A 19,951-nucleotide genomic window follows, 5' to 3' on the forward strand; every position below is an offset into this window, starting at 1 on the left:
GTTCTGACAAGCCGTCAGGCCGCCGCACCGTTCCCAGCAACCACGAAAGGCGCTAACCGAGGCGCATGACGCCCGATCCCTTCCGCGCCATCGAGATCAGCCGCCTGGCCCACCGGATGAAGGCCGAGGGGGCGCCGGTGATCCACATGGAGTTCGGCCAGCCCTCGACCGGCGCCCCGGCCGGGGCCATCGCCGCCGCCCACCGAGTGCTGGACGCCGACGGCATGGGCTATTGGGAAAGCGCGCCGCTGTGCGCGGCCCTGGCCGAGCGGTATCGGCGGCTGCATGCGGTGGACATCGATCCTGGCCGGATCATCCTGACCTGCGGCGCCTCGCCGGCCCTGGTGCTGGCCCTGTCGGCGGCCTTCGAGGCGGGGGACAGGATCGCGCTGGCGCGGCCGGGCTATGTCGCCTATCGCGGCACGCTCAAGGCGCTGAACATGGAGCCCGTGGAGTTGGCCTGCGGCCCGGAAAGCCGGTTCCAGCTCACCGCCGCGATAATCGAGGCCCTGGACCCCGCGCCGGCCGGTCTGATCATCGCCAGCCCCGCCAACCCCACAGGGACCATCCTGTCGCCGGAAGAAATGGCGGCCATCGCGGCGGTCTGTCGGCGGCGCGGCATCCGGATCATCTCCGACGAGATCTATCACGGCCTGTCCTACGTCGGCGCGGTCCCCTCCATGCTGGAGTTCGAGCCGGGCGCCCTGGTGGTCAACAGCTTCTCGAAATACTTCAGCATGGCCGGCTGGCGGCTGGGCTGGCTCGTGGCGCCCGAGGACCTGCGGGAGACGGCGCGGGCCTATGTCGGCAACCTGTTCCTGACCGCCCCGTCGCTGAGCCAGCATGCCGGGCTGGCCGCCATGGACTGTACCGAGGAGCTGGACGGCCATGTGGCCGTCTATCGGCGCAATCGCGAACTGTTGCTTGAGGCCCTGCCTCGCCTGGGCCTGACCAGCATCGCCCCACCGGACGGGGCCTTCTACATCTGGGCCGACATTGGGCATCTGACCGATGACAGCATTGGCTTCTGCAAGCGGCTGCTGACCGAGACGGGGGTGGCCACCGCGCCGGGCGTCGATTTCGACCCGGTCGATGGCCATCGTTTCATGCGGTTCAGCTTTGCGGTCTCGACGCCTGAGATCGAGGAAGCCCTGAGGCGGATGGCGCCGTGGTTCGCGGCTCAGCCGGTCAGTTGAGCGCGCCCGCGCCGGGGCCTTCCGTGTCCAGACGGCGAATGTCGGCGATGATCTCGTCCCAGTCGGCCAGGCCCTTGAGGTCGCCCAGCGCCGCATACTCCGCCGCGCGCAGCATGGCGATCGTCTCGGCGTCTCCGCCATACTGCGCGATCAGGGCCAGGGCGGTGGTGCGGGTCGCGGTCATCCACGCCATAGCTGGCGTGGAAAGCCTGGCGGTCAAGGGCGCTCCAGGCTTCGGCCCTCATCCACCCTACAACAGCCAGCCGCCCACATCGCCTCGCACGTCACCGGTGATCTTCAGCCGGTAGTCTGCCGACCGGTCGCCATCCACATCGAGCAGCAGGGTGGTGGTCCCGGCCGCGAAGGACAGGGTCATCTGGCCCGCTTGGCCATTGAAGGCTGCGACCAGGGTAAAGGCGTCGTCCGCGCCGCCCGTGATGGCGTCGATCGCCGACAGGTCCAGCGTGTCGCCCTGGCCGGCGATCAGGTCGGTCAGGTAGTCGGTCTCTGCGGCCGTCGGGGAGGGATCGCCGCTGAGGTTGATGCTTTCCTGCCCGACGACGAAGCGGTCGGCGCCCAGACCGCCAGTCAGGATATCGCCGCCGGCCCCGCCGACGATCACGTCCGCGCCGTCTCCGCCGTTGAGGTTGTCGGCCCCCGCCAGGCCCTCCAGCCGGTTGGCGCCGGCATTGCCGGTCAGGATGTTGGCCAGGGCGTTGCCCGTCCCGTTCAGGTCGCCCGACCCGTCGAGGACCAGGCGCTCGACGTTGGCGGTCAGGGTGTAGCTGACCGTCGCGCGGACCGTATCGACCCCCTCGTCGGCCGCCTCGGTGACGCTGTCCAGGTCGGCGTCGATGTAGAAGACGTCATCTCCAATGCCGCCGAACAGGATGTCCAGCCCCGCCTCGCCGCGCAGAATGTCGTTGCCCTCTCCGCCGCGAAGGGTGTCCGCCCCGTCGCCGCCGAACAGCTGGTCGGCGCCGGCGTCGCCGGCCAGGATGTCATCGGCCAGGCCGCCTTCCAGCAGGTCGGCGCCCTCGCCGCCGTTCAGGGTGTCGATCCCCGCGCCGCCGTTGAGGATATCGTTGTCGGCCCCGCCGTTGAGGGTATCGGCGCCCTCGCCGCCGAGCAGCTGGTCGGCGCCCGCATCGCCGTTCAGGATGTCGGCCCCGTCCTCGCCCTTGATCAGGTCGGCCCCGGCGGCCCCGCTGAGGGTGTTGTCGCCGCTGTTGCCGTCGAGCTGGTTGGCCAGTTCGTTGCCCGTGCCGTTGATATTGGCCGCGCCGGTCAGCTGCAGGTTCTCGATGTTGGAGCCGATGGTGAAGCTGACGCTGGCCCGAACCCGGTCGGAGCCGGCGCCGGCGTCGCTGGCCACGTCGGCGACGTTGTCCACGATGAAGATGTCGTTGCCCAGGCCGCCGGTCATCACATCGGCGCCGGTTCCGCCGTCCAGGAAGTCGTTGCCCGCCCCGCCGACCAGGCTGTCGTCGTCCGCCCCGCCGTCCAGGCGGTCCGCGCCCGTGCCGCCGGTCAGGCTGTCGGCGCCGATGCCGCCGCGCAGGTCGTTGGTCCCGGCGCTGTCGAACAGGATGTCGTCCCCGTCACCGCCTTCGAGCAGGTCGTTGCCGGCCCCGCCGTTCAGGGTGTCGGCGCCGAGCTCGCCGAACAGCTGGTCGTCCCCGTCGCCGCCCTGGATCTCGTCGTCCCCACCGAGCCCCCGCAGATTGTCGGCGCCACCCCGGCCGAGGATGAAGTCGGCCAGCGCCCCGCCCCGAAAGGTCTCGGCCGTGTTGGTGCCGATGAAGTCACGCTGCGAGGCCTGGCCGAAGATCACATAGGCCGAGCCGGAGTTGCTGCCGGCGGGATCGGCATAGGGAGCGCCGACCATCAGGTCGTCGACTCCGTCGCCGTTGATGTCGCCCGCGCCGGCCACCGACACGCCGGTCTGGTCGCCCGAGGCCGCGCCGTGGATGCGGATGCCGTTGGTTCCGTCCAGGGCGGCCAGGTTGAGGTTGGCGGCGAAGCTGGGCCCGCCGAAAACGATGTAGGCGGCGCCGGCGTCGGTGCCGTTGACGTCCGCCCGGCGCGCGTTGATCAGCAGATCATCGTATCCATCGCCGTTCACATCGCCGGCGCCGGCCACGGCGCGAGCGGCCGTATCGTTGGCGGTGATGCCGGAAATCCGGAACCCGTTGGTCCCGTTCAGGTCGTTGACGTTGAGGTCGGCGAAGCCGGAGGCCTTGCCGAAGATCACATAGGCCGCGCCTGAGCCCGACCCGTTCGGATCGGCGGCATAGGCGCCGATCAGGATGTCGAGGAAGCCATCGCCATTGACGTCGCCGGCGCTGGCGGCGGCGCTGAGGCGATCATTCGCCGCGCCGCCGAAGATCTGGAAGCCGTCGGCGCCTGTGAGGAAGGCGACATTGAAGTTGGCCGGGGCGCCGCTGCGGCCGAAGACCACGTAGACGGAGTTGGCGCTGGCCGCGCCGATGACCAGGTCATCGTAGCCGTCGTTGTTCAGGTCGCCGGCGGAGTCGACGTCATAGCCGAGATCGGAACCGGCCGCCTCGCCGACGATCCGGAAGCCGTTGGAGCCGTTGAGGCCGCTCAACTCCAGGGTGGAGGCGAAGGCGCTCAGCTTGCCGTAGACCACGTAGGCCGCCCCGGCGTTGACACCGTTGGTATCCGCCGCATAGGCGGTGACCACCAGGTCGTCGATGCCGTCCCCGTTGAAGTCACCGGCCCCGGAAACGGCCCAGCCGCCGAAGGAACTGGCCTCGGCGCCGTTGATCTGGAAGCCGTTGGTTCCGTTCAGGGCGCTGACGTTGAAATCGGCGGCGAACGGCTGGTCGCTGCCGAAGACGACATACATATTGCCGGAGAACGACCCGTTCGGCGAGCCACCGGGCGCGGAGAACAAGAGGTCCATCTTGCCGTCGCCGTTGATGTCGCCCGCCGTATCGACGTCCCAGCCGCTGAAGGTGCCGCCCGCGCCTCTCACGACGAAGCCGTTGGTCCCGTCGAGGGTGGTCAGGTCGAGGCCGGTGGTGAACCCGCCGCTGCGGCCGTAGATTACGTAGGTGGCGCCCGCCCCGCCGCGCGCGGTGATCGAGAAGTCATCCAGGCCGTCGCCGTTGAAGTCGCCGAGGCCCTCTACCGCCCAGCCCATGAACATGGATTCGGTGGTTCCGTTGACCCGGAAGCCGGTCTCGGCATCAAGGGTCGAAAGATCAATGATGGCGGGAAAACTCATGGCGACGACCCCCCGGTCAGCGGTCGCCGGCAGCCCGCCGGATCAAACGCTCGGTTGACAGATGGCGCGACACTACCCGATGCGAGTATAATTTTACAGTCTCCGTGATGTCGCATGAATGGCAGACAGGCAACAGGTCCGTACGTCGGCCTTACAACAGCCAGCCGCCCACATCGCCTCGCACGTCACCGGTGATCTTCAGCCGGTAGTCTGCCGACCGGTCGCCATCCACATCGAGCAGCAGGGTGGTGGTCCCGGCCGCGAAGGACAGGGTCATCTGGCCCGCTTGGCCATTGAAGGCTGCGACCAGGGTAAAGGCGTCGTCCGCGCCGCCCGTGATGGCGTCGATCGCCGACAGGTCCAGCGTGTCGCCCTGGCCGGCGATCAGGTCGGTCAGGTAGTCGGTCTCTGCGGCCGTCGGGGAGGGATCGCCGCTGAGGTTGATGCTTTCCTGCCCGACGACGAAGCGGTCGGCGCCCAGACCGCCAGTCAGGATATCGCCGCCGGCCCCGCCGACGATCACGTCCGCGCCGTCTCCGCCGTTGAGGTTGTCGGCCCCCGCCAGGCCCTCCAGCCGGTTGGCGCCGGCATTGCCGGTCAGGATGTTGGCCAGGGCGTTGCCCGTCCCGTTCAGGTCGCCCGACCCGTCGAGGACCAGGCGCTCGACGTTGGCGGTCAGGGTGTAGCTGACCGTCGCGCGGACCGTATCGACCCCCTCGTCGGCCGCCTCGGTGACGCTGTCCAGGTCGGCGTCGATGTAGAAGACGTCATCTCCAATGCCGCCGAACAGGATGTCCAGCCCCGCCTCGCCGCGCAGAATGTCGTTGCCCTCTCCGCCGCGAAGGGTGTCCGCCCCGTCGCCGCCGAACAGCTGGTCGGCGCCGGCGTCGCCGGCCAGGATGTCATCGGCCAGGCCGCCTTCCAGCAGGTCGGCGCCCTCGCCGCCGTTCAGGGTGTCGATCCCCGCGCCGCCGTTGAGGATATCGTTGTCGGCCCCGCCGTTGAGGGTATCGGCGCCCTCGCCGCCGAGCAGCTGGTCGGCGCCCGCATCGCCGTTCAGGATGTCGGCCCCGTCCTCGCCCTTGATCAGGTCGGCCCCGGCGGCCCCGCTGAGGGTGTTGTCGCCGCTGTTGCCGTCGAGCTGGTTGGCCAGTTCGTTGCCCGTGCCGTTGATATTGGCCGCGCCGGTCAGCTGCAGGTTCTCGATGTTGGAGCCGATGGTGAAGCTGACGCTGGCCCGAACCCGGTCGGAGCCGGCGCCGGCGTCGCTGGCCACGTCGGCGACGTTGTCCACGATGAAGATGTCGTTGCCCAGGCCGCCGGTCATCACATCGGCGCCGGTTCCGCCGTCCAGGACGTCGTTGCCCGCCGCGCCGAACAGGCTGTCGTCATCCGCTCCGCCGTCCAGGCGGTCGGCGTCCGAGCCGCCGGTCAGGCTGTCGAGGCCAGCGCCGCCGCGCAGGTCGTTGGTCCCGGCGCTGTCGATCAGGGTGTCGTTCCCATCGCCCCCTTCAAGCAAGTCGGCGCCCGCCCCGCCGTTCAGGGTGTCGGCGCCCAGTTCGCCGAACAACTGGTCGTTCCCGTCCCCGCCCTGGATCTCGTCATCCCCGCCCAGCCCGCGCAGCACGTCCTGGCCGCCCCGGCCGAAGATGAAGTCGGCCAGCGCCCCGCCGCGGAAGGTCTCAGACGCGGCTGTGCCGATGAAGTCCCGCTGGGCCGCCTGGCCGAAGATCACATAGGTCTGTCCCGAAGCGGTTCCGTTGGGATCGGCATAGCGGGCGCCGACAAGGATATCGTCGATCCCATCGCCGTTGATATCCCCGGCGCCCGAGACCGCGGACCCGGCCTGGTCTGCCGGAAGCGCGCCATGGATACGGGCGCCGTTGGTCCCGTCGAGGGTCGACAGGTTGAAATTGGCGCTGAAGCCGGCGCGGCCGAAAACGATATAGGCGGCGCCGGAGGTCAGGCCGCCGACGTCGGCCCATCGCGCGCCGACCAGAAGGTCGTCATAGCCGTCCCCGTCCACGTCGCCGGCGCCGGACACAACCCGGCCGGCGTTGTCGCCGGCGGCGATGCCGGAGAGCTTGAAGCCGTTGGTCCCGTCGAGCGTGTTGACGTTGAAGTCCGACCAGCCCGAGGCCTTGCCGAACACCACATAGGCCGCGCCTGAACTGATGCCGTTGGGATCGGCGAAATAGGCGCCCAGCAGCAGGTCGAGGAAGCCGTCTCCGTTGACGTCGCCCGCCGAGGAGACGTTGCCGAGCCGGTCGTCGGAGACATCGCCGCTGATCTGGAAGCCGGTGGCGCCGGTCCGCCCGCTGACGTCGAAGCTGGCCGGCCTTCCGGCGCCGCCGAAGAGAACGTAGACGGAGTTGCCGCTCGGGGCCCCGATGATCAGGTCGTCATAGCCGTCCTTGTTGAGGTCGCCGGCGGCGTCCACATCGAAGCCCAGGAGATTGCTGGACGCTTCGCCGACGATCCGGAAGCCGTTCGATCCACTCAGGCTGCTGAGGCTGAAGGTGGAGCTGAAGCCGCTGAGCTTGCCGTAGATGACATAGGCCGCACCCGAGTCCGAGCCGTTCGCATCGGCCCCATAGGCGGCCACTACGAGATCGTCGATGCCATCACCGTTGAAGTCGCCCGCGCTGCCAACCGAGCCGCCGAGGAACCCGCCGGCTTCAGCCCCGTCCAGCCGGAAGCCGTTGACGCCGTTCAGGTCTCCGACGGCCAGGCTGGCGGTGAAGGGCTGGTCGCTGCCGAAGACGACGTAGGCGTAGCCGGACTGGAAGCCGTTCGGCGAACCGCCAGGGGCCCCCACCACCAGATCCATCTTGCCGTCGCCGTTGAGATCGCCCGCCGAATGGACGTCCCAGGCGGCGAGTTGGCCTGCCGGCGCGACAAGGGCGAAGCCGTTGGATCCGTCGAGCGTGGCCAGATCGAGACCGGTGGTGAACCCGCCGCTGCGGCCATAGATGACGTAAGTGCCGCCGGTATTTCCCCGCGCGCCGACGGCGAAGTCATCAAGGCCGTCGCCGTTGAAGTCGCCCAGGCCGGCGACCGACCAACCCGAAAAGGCGCCGCTGCTGAGGCCATTGATGGTGAAGCCGACCTCGGGATCGAGGTTCGCCAGGTTGATAATGGCCGGAAAACTCATTGACGCCCCCGCATCGGATCAGCCGAACGCCGGCTGAACGAAAACGGCGCCCGCTGGTCGCGGGCGCCGCTGAGGTCAACTCATACCCAATTTGGGCAACGGTCAACAGGGGGCCGTTGGCGGCGGAGGTTTGAAAACAGCCTCCGCCGCCGGTCCTCAGGCCGTCGGCTGAGCCATGGTGGTGGTCTGTGCCGGGCCCAGGCCGGTGGTCTTGGCCTGTTCCATCAGCTCTTCCTTGCGGGCCAGCATGCGCTCGCCCAGGTCGTCCATGTCGAGGCCGGCCTTGCGGGCCTGGCTGAACATGCCTTCGACCCGCTTTTCCTCTTCCTCGACGTGGTGCTCGATCTCTTCGGACAGCACCTTGACCTTGGCTTCGTAGAATTCGTCGTCCGGGCCGCCGGCCTCGATCTCGTTGATCAGCAGCTTGGCGCCGTCATGCTCGACATAGGCTTCCTTCAGCATGTCATCTTCGATCGCGCCTTCGCAGGCCGGGTAGAAAATCTCCTCCTCGATCATCGCGTGGACCTTGAGCTCCAGGCAGATCTGTTCGGCGATCTTCTTCTTCTTGCCGTCGCCCTTGGCGTTCTCGAACTGCTCGAACAGGTCTTCGACCTTGCGGTGGTCGGCCTTCAGCAGGGCGATGGCGTCGGGTTTGTCGGACGTGTCGGTGAATGAGCGGGCCATGGGGTGTCTCCAGCCGGTGAATGGGGTTCCCCGGCCTAACGGCGCGCCGACCGGCCCGTTCCAGTGACGCGCCATGATGAGAGTCGTTCTTAAGCTTAGGTCTGGGCCCCGACAATAAAGAGTCGCGGCGTTCCTCTAGGCCGCCGCTTCCAGACTGAGACTGGCCTTGAGGTCCTTTTTCAGGAACTTGCCGCTGGCGTTGCGCGGGATGTTCTCGGACAGGAACCAGATGTAGCGGGGGGCCTTGTGCTTGGCGATCCGGGCGGCGACGAAGGCGCGCAGGTCGTCGGCGCTGGCCTCATGGCCCTCACGCAGCAGGATGGCGGCGGCCACCTCCTCGCCCAGCCGCTGGTCGGGGACCCCGAACACGCAGGCCTCGGCGATGGCCGGGTGGTGGTAGATGGCGGCCTCGACCTCGGCGCAATAGACGTTCTCGCCGCCGCGCAGGACCATGTCCTTCTTGCGGTCGACCAGGAAGATGAAGCCCTCCTCGTCGATGCGGGCGACGTCGCCGGTGTGCAGCCAGCCGTCGGTGATGGCCTCGGCGGTGGCGTCGGGGCGGTTGATGTAGCCTTTGATGACGCTGCTGCCGCGCACCCACAGCTCGCCGACCTCGCCGGTCGGCAGGGCGTTGCCCTCGTCGTCCACCACCTTGGCGTCGAAGTTGGGCAGGGCCCGGCCGCAGCTGGCCGGCTTGTCGACGAAGAAGTCGCCGCTGAGCGAGGTGATCACCCCGCAGGTCTCGGTCATGCCATAGCCGGTGTTGGGCCGGGCGGTGGCCACGGTCTCCTCGATCTTGGCCACCAGGTCCGGCTGGATCTGGGCCCCACCGCCGCCGACGCTGAGCAGGCTGGAGGTGTCGTACTTGGCGAAGTCGGGATGGGTGACCAACTCGCGGGCCATCACCGGCACGCCGCTGACGGCGCTGACCCGCTCCTGCTCGATCAGCTGCAGGGCCAGGGTGGCGTCCCAGCGGTACATCAGCACCATCTTGCCGCCGGCGGCGGTGACCGCGTAGGCGCCGCAGTTGTTGGCGGTGACGTGGAACAGCGGGGTGGTGACCAGGGCCACCGGGATCGGCGGCGGGGCGTCGGGGTCCGGCGCCACGCCGGTCACCCGGGCGGTGACCAGGGCGTTCATCTGGCCGGCGAAGACCATGTTGAACAGGTTGGAGACACAGCCCCGATGGGTCAGCTGGGCGCCCTTGGGAAAGCCCGTGGTGCCGGAGGTATAGAAGATGCAGGCGTCGGCGTCGGGATCGACCGCGACGGTCGGCAGTTCGCCGCCGTGGGCCTCGACCTCGCGCCAGGCCACGGCGCCGGCCGGGGGATTGGCGCGGACGGCGACCAGCTTGGCGCCGGCCAGCATGTCCGGCTGCTCGGCGATGCGCTCCAGCCGCTCGGCATCAGCGAACACCACTTTAGGCCGGGAATCGCTGAGGCCGTAGGCCATCTCCGGCGCGGTCCACCAGGCGTTCATCCCGACCACGGCGACCCCGATGCTCACCGCCGCCCAGTAGATCAGCATCCATTCGGGATAGTTGCGCATGGCGATGGCGATCCGGTCGCCCGGCTCCACCCCCTGGGCCATCAGCCAGTTGGCGATGGAGGCCACCCGCTGGTGGGCCTCGCCGTAGGTGATGCGCTCGTCCTGATAGACCAGGTAGTCGCGGTCGGCGAACTGGATGGTGGACAGCCACACCTCGCGCACCGTCGGCGGGGCGTGCTTGAAGGCCTTGATGGAGACGCCGCGCAGGTCGATCCGCTCGATCTCGAAGGGGCCGCCCGGACCGATCAGTTCATCCCAGGCGCGGTTGAGCTCTGCGTAGTGCATCTTGGTTTCCATCCCGAAGGTCTGACGGCTCTTGGCGGCCGTTGGTTATCAGCGATTACCATAGCCGAGGCCCGGCGCCTGGGACCAGTCCGTTTCTGCAATGTCGGTGGTTCGCCATCATACCACGCTGGAAGCAGGGAGCCAGGTGAAATATCATATATAAATCAATGACATCAGGCCTGCTTTGGGCCCCGATCCGACCGTTGGGCGGCCGATCATCGACCGACAAACGACCCAGGTTTTGCCAAGCTGCTTCCACGCGGCGTCATCGGGGCCGGCAAAAGCGGTGGTTGGGCGCGGATTCCAATTGTCTAGACTTATTCGGCACTGGGTTCGGAAGCGGACCCCCCGAAGTTCCGCAACGGGTGGAAAGCGGACCTTCGGCTACCCGTGAAGCCGCCAGGTCGGCAACGGGTGGAAAGAGGTCGTTTAGCGATGCAGGCCCATGCTGGGCTGCAATTCATCGCCCGTTCGGAGCGACCATGAGGATCGTCTGCGCGATAGTGATGCTGCTCGGTGCAGCAGTCTTAGGTCTTGTTGAGTGCATGGCCATCTTGGACCCCGTTGGAACCAAGATGGCAGACGACGCGGACCCCTTCGGCAATGCATCAATCCATTGGACGCAACACGCTGCATTGGTGGTGATAGTCGTTGCTTGCGTGGCTGGCGCTTGCCTGCTGCTTGGACGGCCAAAGGTCCGCTAGGTGTGGAAAGTGGACGTTGGCGCTCGTCAGAGGATGGTTAGTCCATCTCCCTTGTCCAGGGTGCGCCGACGGCAGCACGTGTGGCTGTCCATCCCGGAGGTAGGTCGGCGACTTCCGTCAAGGTCGGATGCCGGGTCATGACTGTCTGCATCGCCACGACGAGGGCATCGCGTTCGTTGATGGTCTGGCCGTCCAGGAACGCCCACGAGTCGTCATCCTCGTAGTGCGTGACCAACAGCACCGGCGCGCCATCGATCACGGATCGGCATGTGATACAGGCGACATTTGGTGCCTGGTCAAATGGCCACGACATCTGGACTGCTTCCCTATTGAGACGTGTTTATGATGCTCTGACACGCGGACCTTTTGAAGGTCTGAGATGGGTCGAATGCCGACCCCACGCCCTCAGGCTGCAAAGTATAGCATCGCCACCTATTCAGCCGCCCGTCGCCGCCTTGGAGCCCGCCTCGACGCGGGTGGGATCCATCATCCGCAGGGTGGAGCTGGCCTTGGCCAGGACCTTGCCGTCCGCATCGAGCAGCCGGCCTTCGCAGAAGGCGGTGGAGCGGCCGCCCTGTTCGATCCAGGCCTCGGCGATCACCCGGCCGGGCCTTGGCCAGGACCTCGCCGTCTGCGTCGAGCCTAACCCGCTACCGTGGGGGCGCCGAAGGCGGCTTCTCAGGGTACCCGGTCAGAAGGTGAAGGCGAGTTCATGCCCTTCTCTGTCCTGGCTGTGCTTTGCTGTCGAAGCCCGGACAGACGGGAAGGAACCGGATTTGGCTGCGGCTTCGGAAAACTGGCTGTTCAGGGCGCCCGGGGATATCGACCGGATCGAGGCCTGTTTTACGGGCTTGGCGTTCGGACCGCACCGCCACGACATCTATGCCGTCGGCGTGACTCTCGGAGGCGTTCAGAGTTTCGACTACCGCGGCGAGACCCGGCACTCGTTGCCGGGACAGTTGGTCGTGATTCATCCGGACGAGCGGCACGATGGTCGTTCCGGTGATGACCAGCCCTTCCGCTATCGGACGGCCTATATCCGACCGAGGGATATCCAGGATGTCCTGGGCGGCCGGACGCTGCCGTTCATCGAAGGCGGGCTCTCGGCCGATCCGAGGCTCGCGGCGGCCGTCAATGACCTGTTGGCGGACTATGACAATCCGTTGTCCCAACTCGAATACCAGGATGCCCTGGTCGAGATCGCGGGCGCGCTCGAGGCCGCCTCCGGCGGTGTCGAGCTGATCCGGCGCACCAACCGGGAAGCCGCGAGGTTGGCCCGGGAGTATATAGACGCCTGCCTGGACGAGACCTTTTCCCTGCGGGACCTGGAACTGGCGACGGGCCATGATCGCTGGCAGCTGTCGCGAGACTTTCGCGCCATGTTCGGCTCCAGCCCCTACCGGTACCTGATCCTACGCCGCCTGGAAAAGGCGCGCGGACTTCTCATCCGGGGTCGGCCTGGCGCGGACGTGGCGGCCGCCTGCGGATTCGCCGACCAGAGCCATTTCGGCCGCCAGTTCCGCAAGACCTACGGCCTTGCGCCGATGGCGTGGCTGAACGCCATCACGCACGCGCACGATCGTTCTATCCGCGTTTGACGCGGTCGGCCTACTTGAGGCCCATGAACTCGAAAACGATCTTTTCAACCGAGCCCCACAAAGGCTGGCTTCCCTGGGGAATCCTCGCACCCTTTCTGTTCCTCGCCTTTGTTATCGCCTCCGTTCTGATACCCTCGCCTTGGCTGAAAAGCCTCGGGCTGGAAGATGCCAAGGGCGGTCCGATCGGCCTCAACGGCATGTACGCCTACCTCGTGGTCGCGTTTGCCCTGAATGGCCTGATGGTTCTCATCTGGATCTGGCTGGTCGAGCGGCGTCCGCTGTCGACCGTCGGCCTGACCGGACCGGCGCCCCTGGCGACCCTGTTTCGGGGTCTGTTGATCGGATGCGTGACCATCTCAGCGGTCGTCGCCTCCATCGGCTTCGCCGGCGGCTATCAGTTGGCCGGCTTCGGGCCGGCGCTGTCCTCGCCAACAGCGCTCGGTAGCATGGCCCTCCTGCTGCTGTGCTTCGCGGTCCAGGCCGGAGTCGAGGAATTCATATTCCGCGGTTGGCTGTTGTCGGTCGTGACCCGCAAATGGGGCCAGTTGGCAGCCGTGGTGGTCACGACCCTGGTCTTCACCTTCCTGCATTGGTCGCCGGGACAGGCCTGGCAGGACATGTTGAGCACAGCCCTGTTCTCGGTTTTCGCCTGCCTATGGGCGATCCGGGCGGGAAACATCTGGGGGGTGATGGGCTGGCACATCGGCTGGAACTGGTTGCTGTCGATCGGGTTCGAACTGCCGGTCACTGGCTTTGTGATCGACTTGCCGGCCCTGCTGGTCCAGCTGATCCCGCAGGGCCCTGACCTTCTTACAGGCGGCGCGGTGGGGCCGGAGGGCAGCTTGATCTGCAGCGCCCTCCTGCTGATCGGGATCCTGTTCCTTCTACGGCCGCGCAAGGCCTGACGACCGAACGGCGCCTGTCAGGTTGCAGCGCGCGAGAGCGAGGGCCGGCGCTGTAGAACGGAGCCGGATGGGCCCGCGGCCCCTCCAGTTCGACGAACCGTTCAGCCGCCCGTCGCCGCCTTCGATCCGGCTTCGATCTTGCTGCGGTCCATCATCCGGAGGGTGGAACTGGCCTTGGCCAGGACCTTGCCGTCCGCGTCGAGCAGGCGGCCTTCGCAGAAGGCGGTCGAGCGGCCGCCCTGTTCGATCCAGGCCTCGGCGATCACCCGGCCGGGGCGGGTGGGGGCGAAGAAGCTGACTTTCAGTTCCAGGGACATCGGCACGATGTCGGCGCCGTGTTTGGCGATCAGGGCGTGGGCCATGGCCGCGTCGATCCAGCCGGTGATAAAGCCGCCCTGCACCACGCCGCCGGAATGGCACATGTGGGCGCCAGCCTGGTAGGCCAGCCGGGCGCGGCCGGCCGGGTCCATCTCCAGCCGCTCGACCAGGCCGAGGGTGCGGGAGAGGTCGTCGGTCTGGGGCATGGCGGTCATGGGAATCGGCTCTCGTGGTCGGATGCCCAGCCTAACCCGCTACCCCAGGGGCGCCGCAACGGGTTGATCGGGCAGGGGGCATGGCCGACACTGGCGCTCGATCGGAGAACCACCATGGCGGGCCTGAAGGACAAGCGCGGCTTCATCGACAAGGAGCGTCTGGACCTCTCCGAGCGCCAGGCCGTTGAGTACTGGATGAAGCGATGGGGCGTGACCCGCGACCAGCTGTCGGCGGCGCACCGGAAGGTCGGCAAGATGACCAAGGACATCGCGGCAGAGTTGGGGAAGAAGCGGTAGGGTTTGCGCCGGCCATTGCTAGGCATAGGGCCCTACCGGCCACCAGCCTGAGTTCGCCTCTGGTCTCCCTTCTCCCCTCGCGGGAGAAGGTGGCCCCGAAGGGGTCGGATGAGGGGGCGCGCCGGCCTGCGACACAGCCTGTCGCAACCCCCGGGCTCGCAGCTTACAGACCTATCGACCCCTCATCCGTCGCTTCGCGACACCTTCTCCCGCAAGGGGAGAAGGGAAGATCGAGAGGCGGCCTTGGGCAGCTTCGCAGTCCCATTTCATCTGCGCCCTGGGGCGAATGTAGGCGAGGTTGCCTCAAGCCGCCTGCCGCGCCACCTGCCCGTTCAGCGCCGCAACCACGGTCTCGGGGTGGCTGAACACCAGCATGCGGCCGGCGCCTGGGATGCGCTGGATGCGGGCTCCGGGGAGGAGGGCCGACCACCAGGCCTCGGCCTCGGCGGGATCGAACATAGCGTCCTGGTCGCCGGTCATGATGGTCCAGTCGGCGGCGTCGGGCAGGGCGGTGAGTGGGGCGGCGCGGGCCTGGGCCAGCTGTTCCTGGACATAGCCGTCGATGCGGCCGGTGCTGAACATCCGCAGGCCACGCCAGTAGTCTGAGAAGTTGCGCGGGTCCTCCATGGCGGCGACATCGACCGGCGAGCCCTTCAGGGCGTCGAGCACATGGCGGCGGATGTCGGAGACCGGGAACAGCCGGCCGCTCAGCCGGGCGGCCTCGCGGATCAGGTGCGGCTGGCTGTGGGTGAGCGACTGGAGCACAAAATAGAAGCTGGCCCGGCGGCGGGTGGTCTGGCCCTGGGGCGGCACCGAGGTCATCACCACCCGGCCGACCAGCGCGGGCCTGGCATCGACCAGCCGGCGGACGAAGCGGAAGCCGCCGCGCACCACCAGGTCGGCCTGATCGACGCGCAGGCGGCGCATGACGGCGGCGAGGTCTTCCACGGCAACCTCGGCCGGATCTTCCGCCTCGGCGGCGGAGTCGCTGAACCCGAACCCCGGCCGGTCGACGGCGAAGGGCCGGTAGCCGGCCCGCTGCAGCGCCTCGACCAGCCGGCTGGGGGCATGGCGGTTGGAGAAGTTGGTGTGGACGATCAGCACGGGCCGGGCCTCACGCGGGCCATAGTCGCTGAAGGCCACGGCCCGGCCGTCGGGGCGCATGGCGAAAGCCAAGGGTTCGCGGCCCTCCGACGAGGCGCCGATGTCGCCGCCGGTGGCCTGGACCAGGGCCGACAGGCTCATGGCGTCGGCCACCTTGCGGGCCAGGGCCTGGGCGTTGGTCACGCCTGCGGCAAGGAAGACGTCCTGCAAGGCCTTCTTGGCGGAGGCCTCCGAGATGCCCACCGCCCGCGCCGCCTCCTGGCGGCTAGCGCCCTGGGCGACGGCCAGGGCCAGGGCCGCCTGGCGCGGTGTGAGGCCCCAGAGGTCGGCCAGGGCGTCGTCGGCCCGGTGATCGGCGGGCAGGGCGCCGAAGGCATGGGTCACCAGCCGGGTGATCAGGGCCGTCAGCTTGCGGACGCCCATCCGGGCCATGGCCTCGGCGGCGAGGGTTCGGGCGGTGGCGTAGGTCACGCCAGCGGCCTCCGCCGCCTGGCGCAGGTCGCCGGTGCGGGCGAGCGCCGCGACGAGCCGGCCTTGGGCGGCGGTCAGGCCGTAGGCGGCGGCGGCCTCCTCCAGCGCGCCCTCGGCCTGCCAGGCGCCGGCGGTCAGCAGCACGGCGAAGGCGCCTGGGGCCGACAGCGCCTGACGGGCGGCCGGGGGCAGGCGCCAGTCGGCGGCGGCGGGGGCGCGGGCGAAGGCGACCGGCATGTCGAGGCCGCCGGGATCGGTCCAGCTCAGGACGAACGGCCCCCGGTCCGGCCCGGCGACCAGGTCGCGGGCGATGGCGGCCAGGACATCGCGGTCCTCGGCGAACAGGCCGTCGGCATGCAGGGGCCGGCCGTGCCGATCGACCACGGCGCTCGACAGCCGGTCCAGGCGAACCAGGGGCAGGAAACGACGGGCCTCGGCCTCGGCGGAATCGTTCGGCGCCTCCGGGCCGGCCAGCAGGTCGGCCATGGCCTTGAGGGCCTCGAAGTCCTTCATCTTGGGAAAGCCAACTTCCGCCACCCCCGAAGCTTACGGGCGATCAGCGGAGGGCGCCACCAACCGCCGGTCAGGTCGCGGCTGGGACCGGCATGGCCAGATAGCCGCGCTCCACCATGCGCCGCAGGGCCTCATAGGCCTCGGTCAGTTCCTCGTAGGTTGTGCGCAGATGGGTCAGCTGTGCGAGGTCCGCGGCGCTGAGGCGACCGCCAGAGGCCGAGGCGGCGAGCGCCTGGGCCGCCCATACGGCGCGGGCCTGGGCGGCGGCAACGGCCAGGCGCTGGAACTTGCGGATATCGCCCTGGCCCAGAGACTGGGCGAGGATTTCCTTGTTGGCGGCGAAGGCGGTGTAGTCGATCTGCTCCAGCAGGCCGCGGATGCGGCGCTGGGTGTGGGGGTCGCTGTCGACCTCCGGCTCGAAGTGGTCGTAGCCGCGTCGGACGCTGTTGGTGCGGGTAACGGACATGGCGGCCTCCTCCGGACGCCGGCGCTGAAAGGCCTGCTTCGCGTTGAGGTTAGGGTAAGGAGGCTTAACGGGGCGTTGAGGGGTTTTGCGGGCGCCTCTGGACGTCTGCGCCGAGCGAAGGGTTTGCAGCACGCTCCGGGTCAGCCTGCCTTCGCCTTGATCGCCGCCGAGAGTTTCCGGATCCGGGCGGCGTTGGCGCCCAGGTCGCTGATCCCAACGCGAGAGACCGAGCGGATGTCGATGACCGAGCCGGTTCCGTTTGCCGCCGGGCGGATGCGGAAGACGACGTCGTCCTTGAAGCCGAACCAGAAGGATTCGGCGGTCGCCTCCACAGCGCCATCGGTCGTGCTGGTGACCTTGAGGCCCTCCGCCGCCGCGACCTCGGCCACCAGCTTGGTGGCCTCGGGCACGGTCTGGGACAGGGTCAGGGTCGTCAGGTCCGGGTTGGCGGCGCGGCCGAGCTCGCCGACCGTCTTGCCCTTCAGGGCCGCGACCGAGACGTCCATGGGCGCGATGGGGTTGCCGCCGGCGATGGCCGCGCGGGTGTCGGTGACGGCCTTGGAGAAGGTCGGCGGGTCCTGGATGTTGGTGGCGATGTCGTGGATCGGCGGCACGTCCTTGGCCTTGCTCATCACGCTGGCGGCGAAGCCCAGCGCCAGGGCCGGGATGATCACGGCGACCAGGGCGCGACCCCATCCCCTGCGCGGCTTGACCAGCAGCGCCAGCAGCAGCCCGATCAGGGCCAGGACCAGCACGCCGAGCAGCAACAGCCCCCCCAGCGTGACCACCATCAAGCCAAAGCCGATGCGCCAGTCCAGAAGGCCGAACTTGGTGCCCAGGGCGCCGACCAGGAACCAGACCGGCAGGAGCAGGGCCAGCACCCAGACCGTCTTCACCCAGAGATCACGAAGCTTCGACATCTGTTTCCCCCATCGTTCTTTCCGCCAGCATGCGCCCGACCGGGCCGCTTTCGCCAGCCTGTTTGATGTTCAGCCGATACGCTTGAGCACAGAGACCAGCCGACGCGTGGCCGGTGAGAACAGCGCCCCGGTGTACCACTGGCCCGCCAGTCGCTTGTTGATCTCGCCGCGCGTCGGATAGGGCGCAATCATGCCGGTCAGGGTGCTGAGCTTCAGCCCCGCGGTCATGGTCAGCACCCACAGCGGCAGGTGGTCGCCGGCATGGGCGCCGACCAGGGTCACCCCCAGGATCTTGCCGCGCTTTGTGGTGATCAGCTTTCCAAAGCCGCGAACGTCGCCCTCGGCCTGGGCCCGGTCGTTGTCGGCGAAGGGCTGGACCAGCACGCGGATGTCGTCGCCATGCTCGGCGCGGGCCTGGGCCTCGGTCAGGCCGACGGAGGCCAGTTCGGGGCTGCAGTAGGTGACGCGAGGGACAGCCAGGGCGTCGGCGTTGATCGGAGCGGCGAACAGCGCCTTGCGCACGAACAGCGAGGCGTGGGCGCCGGCGAGATGGGTGAACTGGCCGCGCCCGGCGACATCGCCGATGGCGAAGATGCGGGGATTGCTGGTGCGCAGGGCCTTGTCCGTCTTCACCCCGGCCTTGTCGAAGGCCACTCCGGCGGCCTCGAGGTTCAGCGCCTCGATCGACGGGGTGCGGCCGACGGCGACCAGCAGGTGGGAGCCCGAGATGCGTTGCTCCCCGTCCGGCCCGTCGACCACCACGACCGGTCCAGGCTCGATCCGCTTCGCCTTGTGGCCGGGCAGAAGGGTGACGCCATCGGCGGTCAGCTGATCGATGACCACAGCCGCCGCGTCGGGCTCTTCGCGGCCGAGGATGGCCGCCGCCTCGATGAGGGTGACCTGTGAGCCGAGGCGCCGGAACACCTGGCCCAGTTCGACGCCGATGGGCCCGCCGCCCAGCACGATCAGGTGCTCGGGCAGGGTGGTCAGCTCGAAGATGCTTTCGTTGGTCAGGTAGGGAGATGCCTCGAGGCCCGGAATCGGCGGCACGGCCGCGCGCGATCCGCTGGCGATGACCACCTTGCGGGCCGTCACCCGCACACTGTCGCTCTCGACCGTCCGACGGTCGCGGAAGCGCGCCGTCTCGCGAACGACCCTCACCCCCAGCCCCTCGAAGCGCTCCTGGCTGTCGATGGGAGCGATCTCCTCGATGACCTTGTGGACCCGCGCCATCACGGCGACAAAGTCGACCGTGACGTCCGCGGCGGCGACGCCGAGCGGGCCGCTGTGGCGTGCGCGGTGCGCCGCCTCGGCGGAGGCGATCAGGGCCTTGGAGGGGACGCAGCCGTAGTTCAGGCAATCGCCGCCCATCTCGCCCTTTTCGAACAGCACGACCTTCAGGCCCAGCTGCGCGGCGCCGGCGGCGACCGACAGCCCACCGGACCCGGCCCCGATGATGGCGAGGTCGGCGCGGATACGCTCCGGCTTCACGAGGCGGCTCCCCGGCGGGCGCGGACCCTCTGGTAGATGGTGACGCCCAGGGACATCAGGCCCAGCGCGATCAGCGGGCCGAAGACGTAGGGTTCGAAGATGACGCGCAGGTTCGGCTCCTCGCCCCGCGCCAGCAGCTGGCCGACACCCGCGCCGATGCTGCTGTAGATGAAGGTGGCCGGGATGATGCCGATCAGCGTGGCCAGGGCGTAGGACCGTAGCGGCGCATGGGCCAGGGCCGAGGCGACATTGACCAGCCAGAAGGGCGCGAGCGGGATCAGTCGAAGGGTCAGGATATAGCCGAAGGCGCCGGCGCTGATGCCGTCCATCGCCGACTTCAGCGCGCCGCCGGAACGCTCCGCCCGCGCTCGAAGGACGGCGCCGAGCGAGGTGCGGACCACGAGGAAGACCAGGATGGCGCCGATGGTGGCGCCGACCACGGTGGCGCTGCCGCCGATCCAGGTGCCGAACAGGAAGCCGCCGGCCAGGGTGAGGAACACCGCCCCCGGAATGCTCACGGCGGTGGCGGCGGCGTAGACCAGGATGAAGACCAGCAGGCTGAGCGCCAGGTTGTCGGTGACCAGTCCGCGCAGCAGCGCCTCGTTGGCGCGCAGGGACTCAAAGCTCAGGTATCGGCCGGCCCCGCTCGCGAACACCGCGATGACGGCCGCGATCAGCAAGATCAGCGGCAGGAAACGTTTCATGTCGGCGTAGCCCCTTGCCCGATGGCGCCGGACCATAGCCCTAGCAGGCAGACGGCGTCACCTGGCGCAGATGGACCGCGCGGTTTTCCGGTCAAGTCCTTGGCCCGGTGGGGCAGTCTGTGCCA

Annotated in this window: 16 protein-coding genes; 4 read left to right on the top strand and 12 right to left on the bottom strand. The window is 68.5% G+C overall.

The features are described 5' to 3' along the window. Positions 1 to 65 precede the first annotated feature (65 nt). Complete coding sequence (locus GVN21_RS04380; protein ID WP_166573501.1) at positions 66 to 1,196, top strand: aminotransferase class I/II-fold pyridoxal phosphate-dependent enzyme; 1,131 nt, start codon at positions 66 to 68, stop codon at positions 1,194 to 1,196. On the opposite strand, the gene GVN21_RS04385 is transcribed toward GVN21_RS04380, so the two are convergent. The 6 genes from GVN21_RS04385 to GVN21_RS04410 all read right to left on the bottom strand — a co-directional run bounded on the left by GVN21_RS04385 (position 1,189) and on the right by GVN21_RS04410 (position 11,425). Then, complete coding sequence (locus GVN21_RS04385; protein ID WP_205689919.1) at positions 1,189 to 1,416, bottom strand: hypothetical protein; 228 nt, start codon at positions 1,414 to 1,416, stop codon at positions 1,189 to 1,191. The genes GVN21_RS04380 and GVN21_RS04385 overlap by 8 nt on opposite strands. 30 nt (positions 1,417 to 1,446) lie before the next feature. Beyond that, on the bottom strand, positions 1,447 to 4,449 hold the full coding sequence (locus GVN21_RS04390) for a calcium-binding protein (protein WP_166573502.1): 3,003 nt from the start codon (positions 4,447 to 4,449) through the stop codon (positions 1,447 to 1,449). A gap of 151 nt (positions 4,450 to 4,600) precedes the next feature. Further along, on the bottom strand, positions 4,601 to 7,603 hold the full coding sequence (locus GVN21_RS04395) for an FG-GAP-like repeat-containing protein (RefSeq protein ID WP_166573503.1): 3,003 nt from the start codon (positions 7,601 to 7,603) through the stop codon (positions 4,601 to 4,603). A 156-nt stretch (positions 7,604 to 7,759) separates the two neighbouring features. Then, on the bottom strand, positions 7,760 to 8,287 hold the full coding sequence (locus tag GVN21_RS04400; RefSeq protein WP_166573504.1) for a hemerythrin domain-containing protein: 528 nt from the start codon (positions 8,285 to 8,287) through the stop codon (positions 7,760 to 7,762). 135 nt (positions 8,288 to 8,422) lie between these two features. Then, positions 8,423 to 10,120 (bottom strand): class I adenylate-forming enzyme family protein, encoded by a 1,698-nt coding sequence (locus GVN21_RS04405; protein ID WP_166573505.1) that lies wholly within the window; start codon positions 10,118 to 10,120, stop codon positions 8,423 to 8,425. A 1,140-nt stretch (positions 10,121 to 11,260) separates the two neighbouring features. Further along, the gene (locus GVN21_RS04410; protein WP_166573506.1) at positions 11,261 to 11,425 is read right to left on the bottom strand and encodes a hypothetical protein; all 165 of its coding nucleotides are present in this window, start codon (positions 11,423 to 11,425) and stop codon (positions 11,261 to 11,263) included. A 175-nt stretch (positions 11,426 to 11,600) separates the two neighbouring features. Between GVN21_RS04410 and GVN21_RS04415 the strand changes: the two genes are divergently transcribed. Continuing rightward, entirely contained in the window at positions 11,601 to 12,422 is an 822-nt protein-coding gene (locus tag GVN21_RS04415; RefSeq protein WP_166573507.1) for an AraC family transcriptional regulator, read from the top strand. Further along, on the top strand, positions 12,374 to 13,327 hold the full coding sequence (locus GVN21_RS21305; protein WP_205689920.1) for a type II CAAX endopeptidase family protein: 954 nt from the start codon (positions 12,374 to 12,376) through the stop codon (positions 13,325 to 13,327). Before GVN21_RS04415 ends, GVN21_RS21305 begins: the two co-directional genes overlap by 49 nt. A gap of 101 nt (positions 13,328 to 13,428) precedes the next feature. On the opposite strand, the gene GVN21_RS04425 is transcribed toward GVN21_RS21305, so the two are convergent. After that, positions 13,429 to 13,860 (bottom strand): PaaI family thioesterase, encoded by a 432-nt coding sequence (locus GVN21_RS04425; RefSeq protein WP_205689921.1) that lies wholly within the window; start codon positions 13,858 to 13,860, stop codon positions 13,429 to 13,431. A 114-nt stretch (positions 13,861 to 13,974) separates the two neighbouring features. Here GVN21_RS04425 and GVN21_RS04430 point away from each other — a divergent pair, with 114 nt between their 5' ends. Beyond that, positions 13,975 to 14,157 carry a DUF3606 domain-containing protein gene (locus GVN21_RS04430; protein ID WP_166573508.1) on the top strand — a complete coding sequence of 61 codons (183 nt, stop codon included), beginning with the start codon at positions 13,975 to 13,977 and terminating at the stop codon, positions 14,155 to 14,157. A 303-nt stretch (positions 14,158 to 14,460) separates the two neighbouring features. Here GVN21_RS04430 and GVN21_RS21310 read toward each other — a convergent pair whose 3' ends face one another. The 5 genes from GVN21_RS21310 to GVN21_RS04455 form a co-directional block, all read right to left on the bottom strand. Continuing rightward, the gene (locus tag GVN21_RS21310; protein ID WP_166573509.1) at positions 14,461 to 16,269 is read right to left on the bottom strand and encodes an alpha/beta fold hydrolase; all 1,809 of its coding nucleotides are present in this window, start codon (positions 16,267 to 16,269) and stop codon (positions 14,461 to 14,463) included. 46 nt (positions 16,270 to 16,315) lie between these two features. Beyond that, positions 16,316 to 16,711, bottom strand: a complete 396-nt coding sequence (locus tag GVN21_RS04440) for a hypothetical protein (RefSeq protein ID WP_166573510.1) — start codon at positions 16,709 to 16,711, stop codon at positions 16,316 to 16,318. 140 nt (positions 16,712 to 16,851) lie between these two features. Beyond that, positions 16,852 to 17,631 (bottom strand): DUF1499 domain-containing protein, encoded by a 780-nt coding sequence (locus GVN21_RS04445; protein WP_166573511.1) that lies wholly within the window; start codon positions 17,629 to 17,631, stop codon positions 16,852 to 16,854. A gap of 69 nt (positions 17,632 to 17,700) precedes the next feature. Further along, a complete protein-coding gene (locus tag GVN21_RS21315) occupies positions 17,701 to 19,122 on the bottom strand; it encodes an FAD-dependent oxidoreductase (RefSeq protein WP_166573512.1) in 1,422 nt (473 codons plus the stop codon). After that, positions 19,119 to 19,826 carry a VTT domain-containing protein gene (locus GVN21_RS04455; protein ID WP_166573513.1) on the bottom strand — a complete coding sequence of 236 codons (708 nt, stop codon included), beginning with the start codon at positions 19,824 to 19,826 and terminating at the stop codon, positions 19,119 to 19,121. The genes GVN21_RS21315 and GVN21_RS04455 overlap by 4 nt, the downstream gene beginning before the upstream one ends. Positions 19,827 to 19,951 lie beyond the last annotated feature (125 nt).

The organism is Caulobacter sp. SLTY (assembly GCF_009905535.1).
Taxonomy (GTDB): Bacteria; Pseudomonadota; Alphaproteobacteria; order Caulobacterales; family Caulobacteraceae; genus Caulobacter.

What these genes read in the sequence shown, in the direction of transcription:
- GVN21_RS04380 (WP_166573501.1), top strand. Translation starts at nt 66, where the DNA reads ATGACGCCCGATCCCTTCCGCGCCATCGAGATCAGCCGCCTGGCCCAC.
- GVN21_RS04390 (WP_166573502.1), bottom strand. Translation starts at nt 4,449, where the DNA reads ATGAGTTTTCCCGCCATCATTGATCTTTCGACCCTTGATGCCGAGACC.
- GVN21_RS04395 (WP_166573503.1), bottom strand. Translation starts at nt 7,603, where the DNA reads ATGAGTTTTCCGGCCATTATCAACCTGGCGAACCTCGATCCCGAGGTC.
- GVN21_RS04400 (WP_166573504.1), bottom strand. Translation starts at nt 8,287, where the DNA reads ATGGCCCGCTCATTCACCGACACGTCCGACAAACCCGACGCCATCGCC.
- GVN21_RS04405 (WP_166573505.1), bottom strand. Translation starts at nt 10,120, where the DNA reads ATGCACTACGCAGAGCTCAACCGCGCCTGGGATGAACTGATCGGTCCG.
- GVN21_RS04425 (WP_205689921.1), bottom strand. Translation starts at nt 13,860, where the DNA reads ATGACCGCCATGCCCCAGACCGACGACCTCTCCCGCACCCTCGGCCTG.
- GVN21_RS04430 (WP_166573508.1), top strand. Translation starts at nt 13,975, where the DNA reads ATGGCGGGCCTGAAGGACAAGCGCGGCTTCATCGACAAGGAGCGTCTG.
- GVN21_RS04440 (WP_166573510.1), bottom strand. Translation starts at nt 16,711, where the DNA reads ATGTCCGTTACCCGCACCAACAGCGTCCGACGCGGCTACGACCACTTC.
- GVN21_RS04445 (WP_166573511.1), bottom strand. Translation starts at nt 17,631, where the DNA reads ATGTCGAAGCTTCGTGATCTCTGGGTGAAGACGGTCTGGGTGCTGGCC.
- GVN21_RS04455 (WP_166573513.1), bottom strand. Translation starts at nt 19,826, where the DNA reads ATGAAACGTTTCCTGCCGCTGATCTTGCTGATCGCGGCCGTCATCGCG.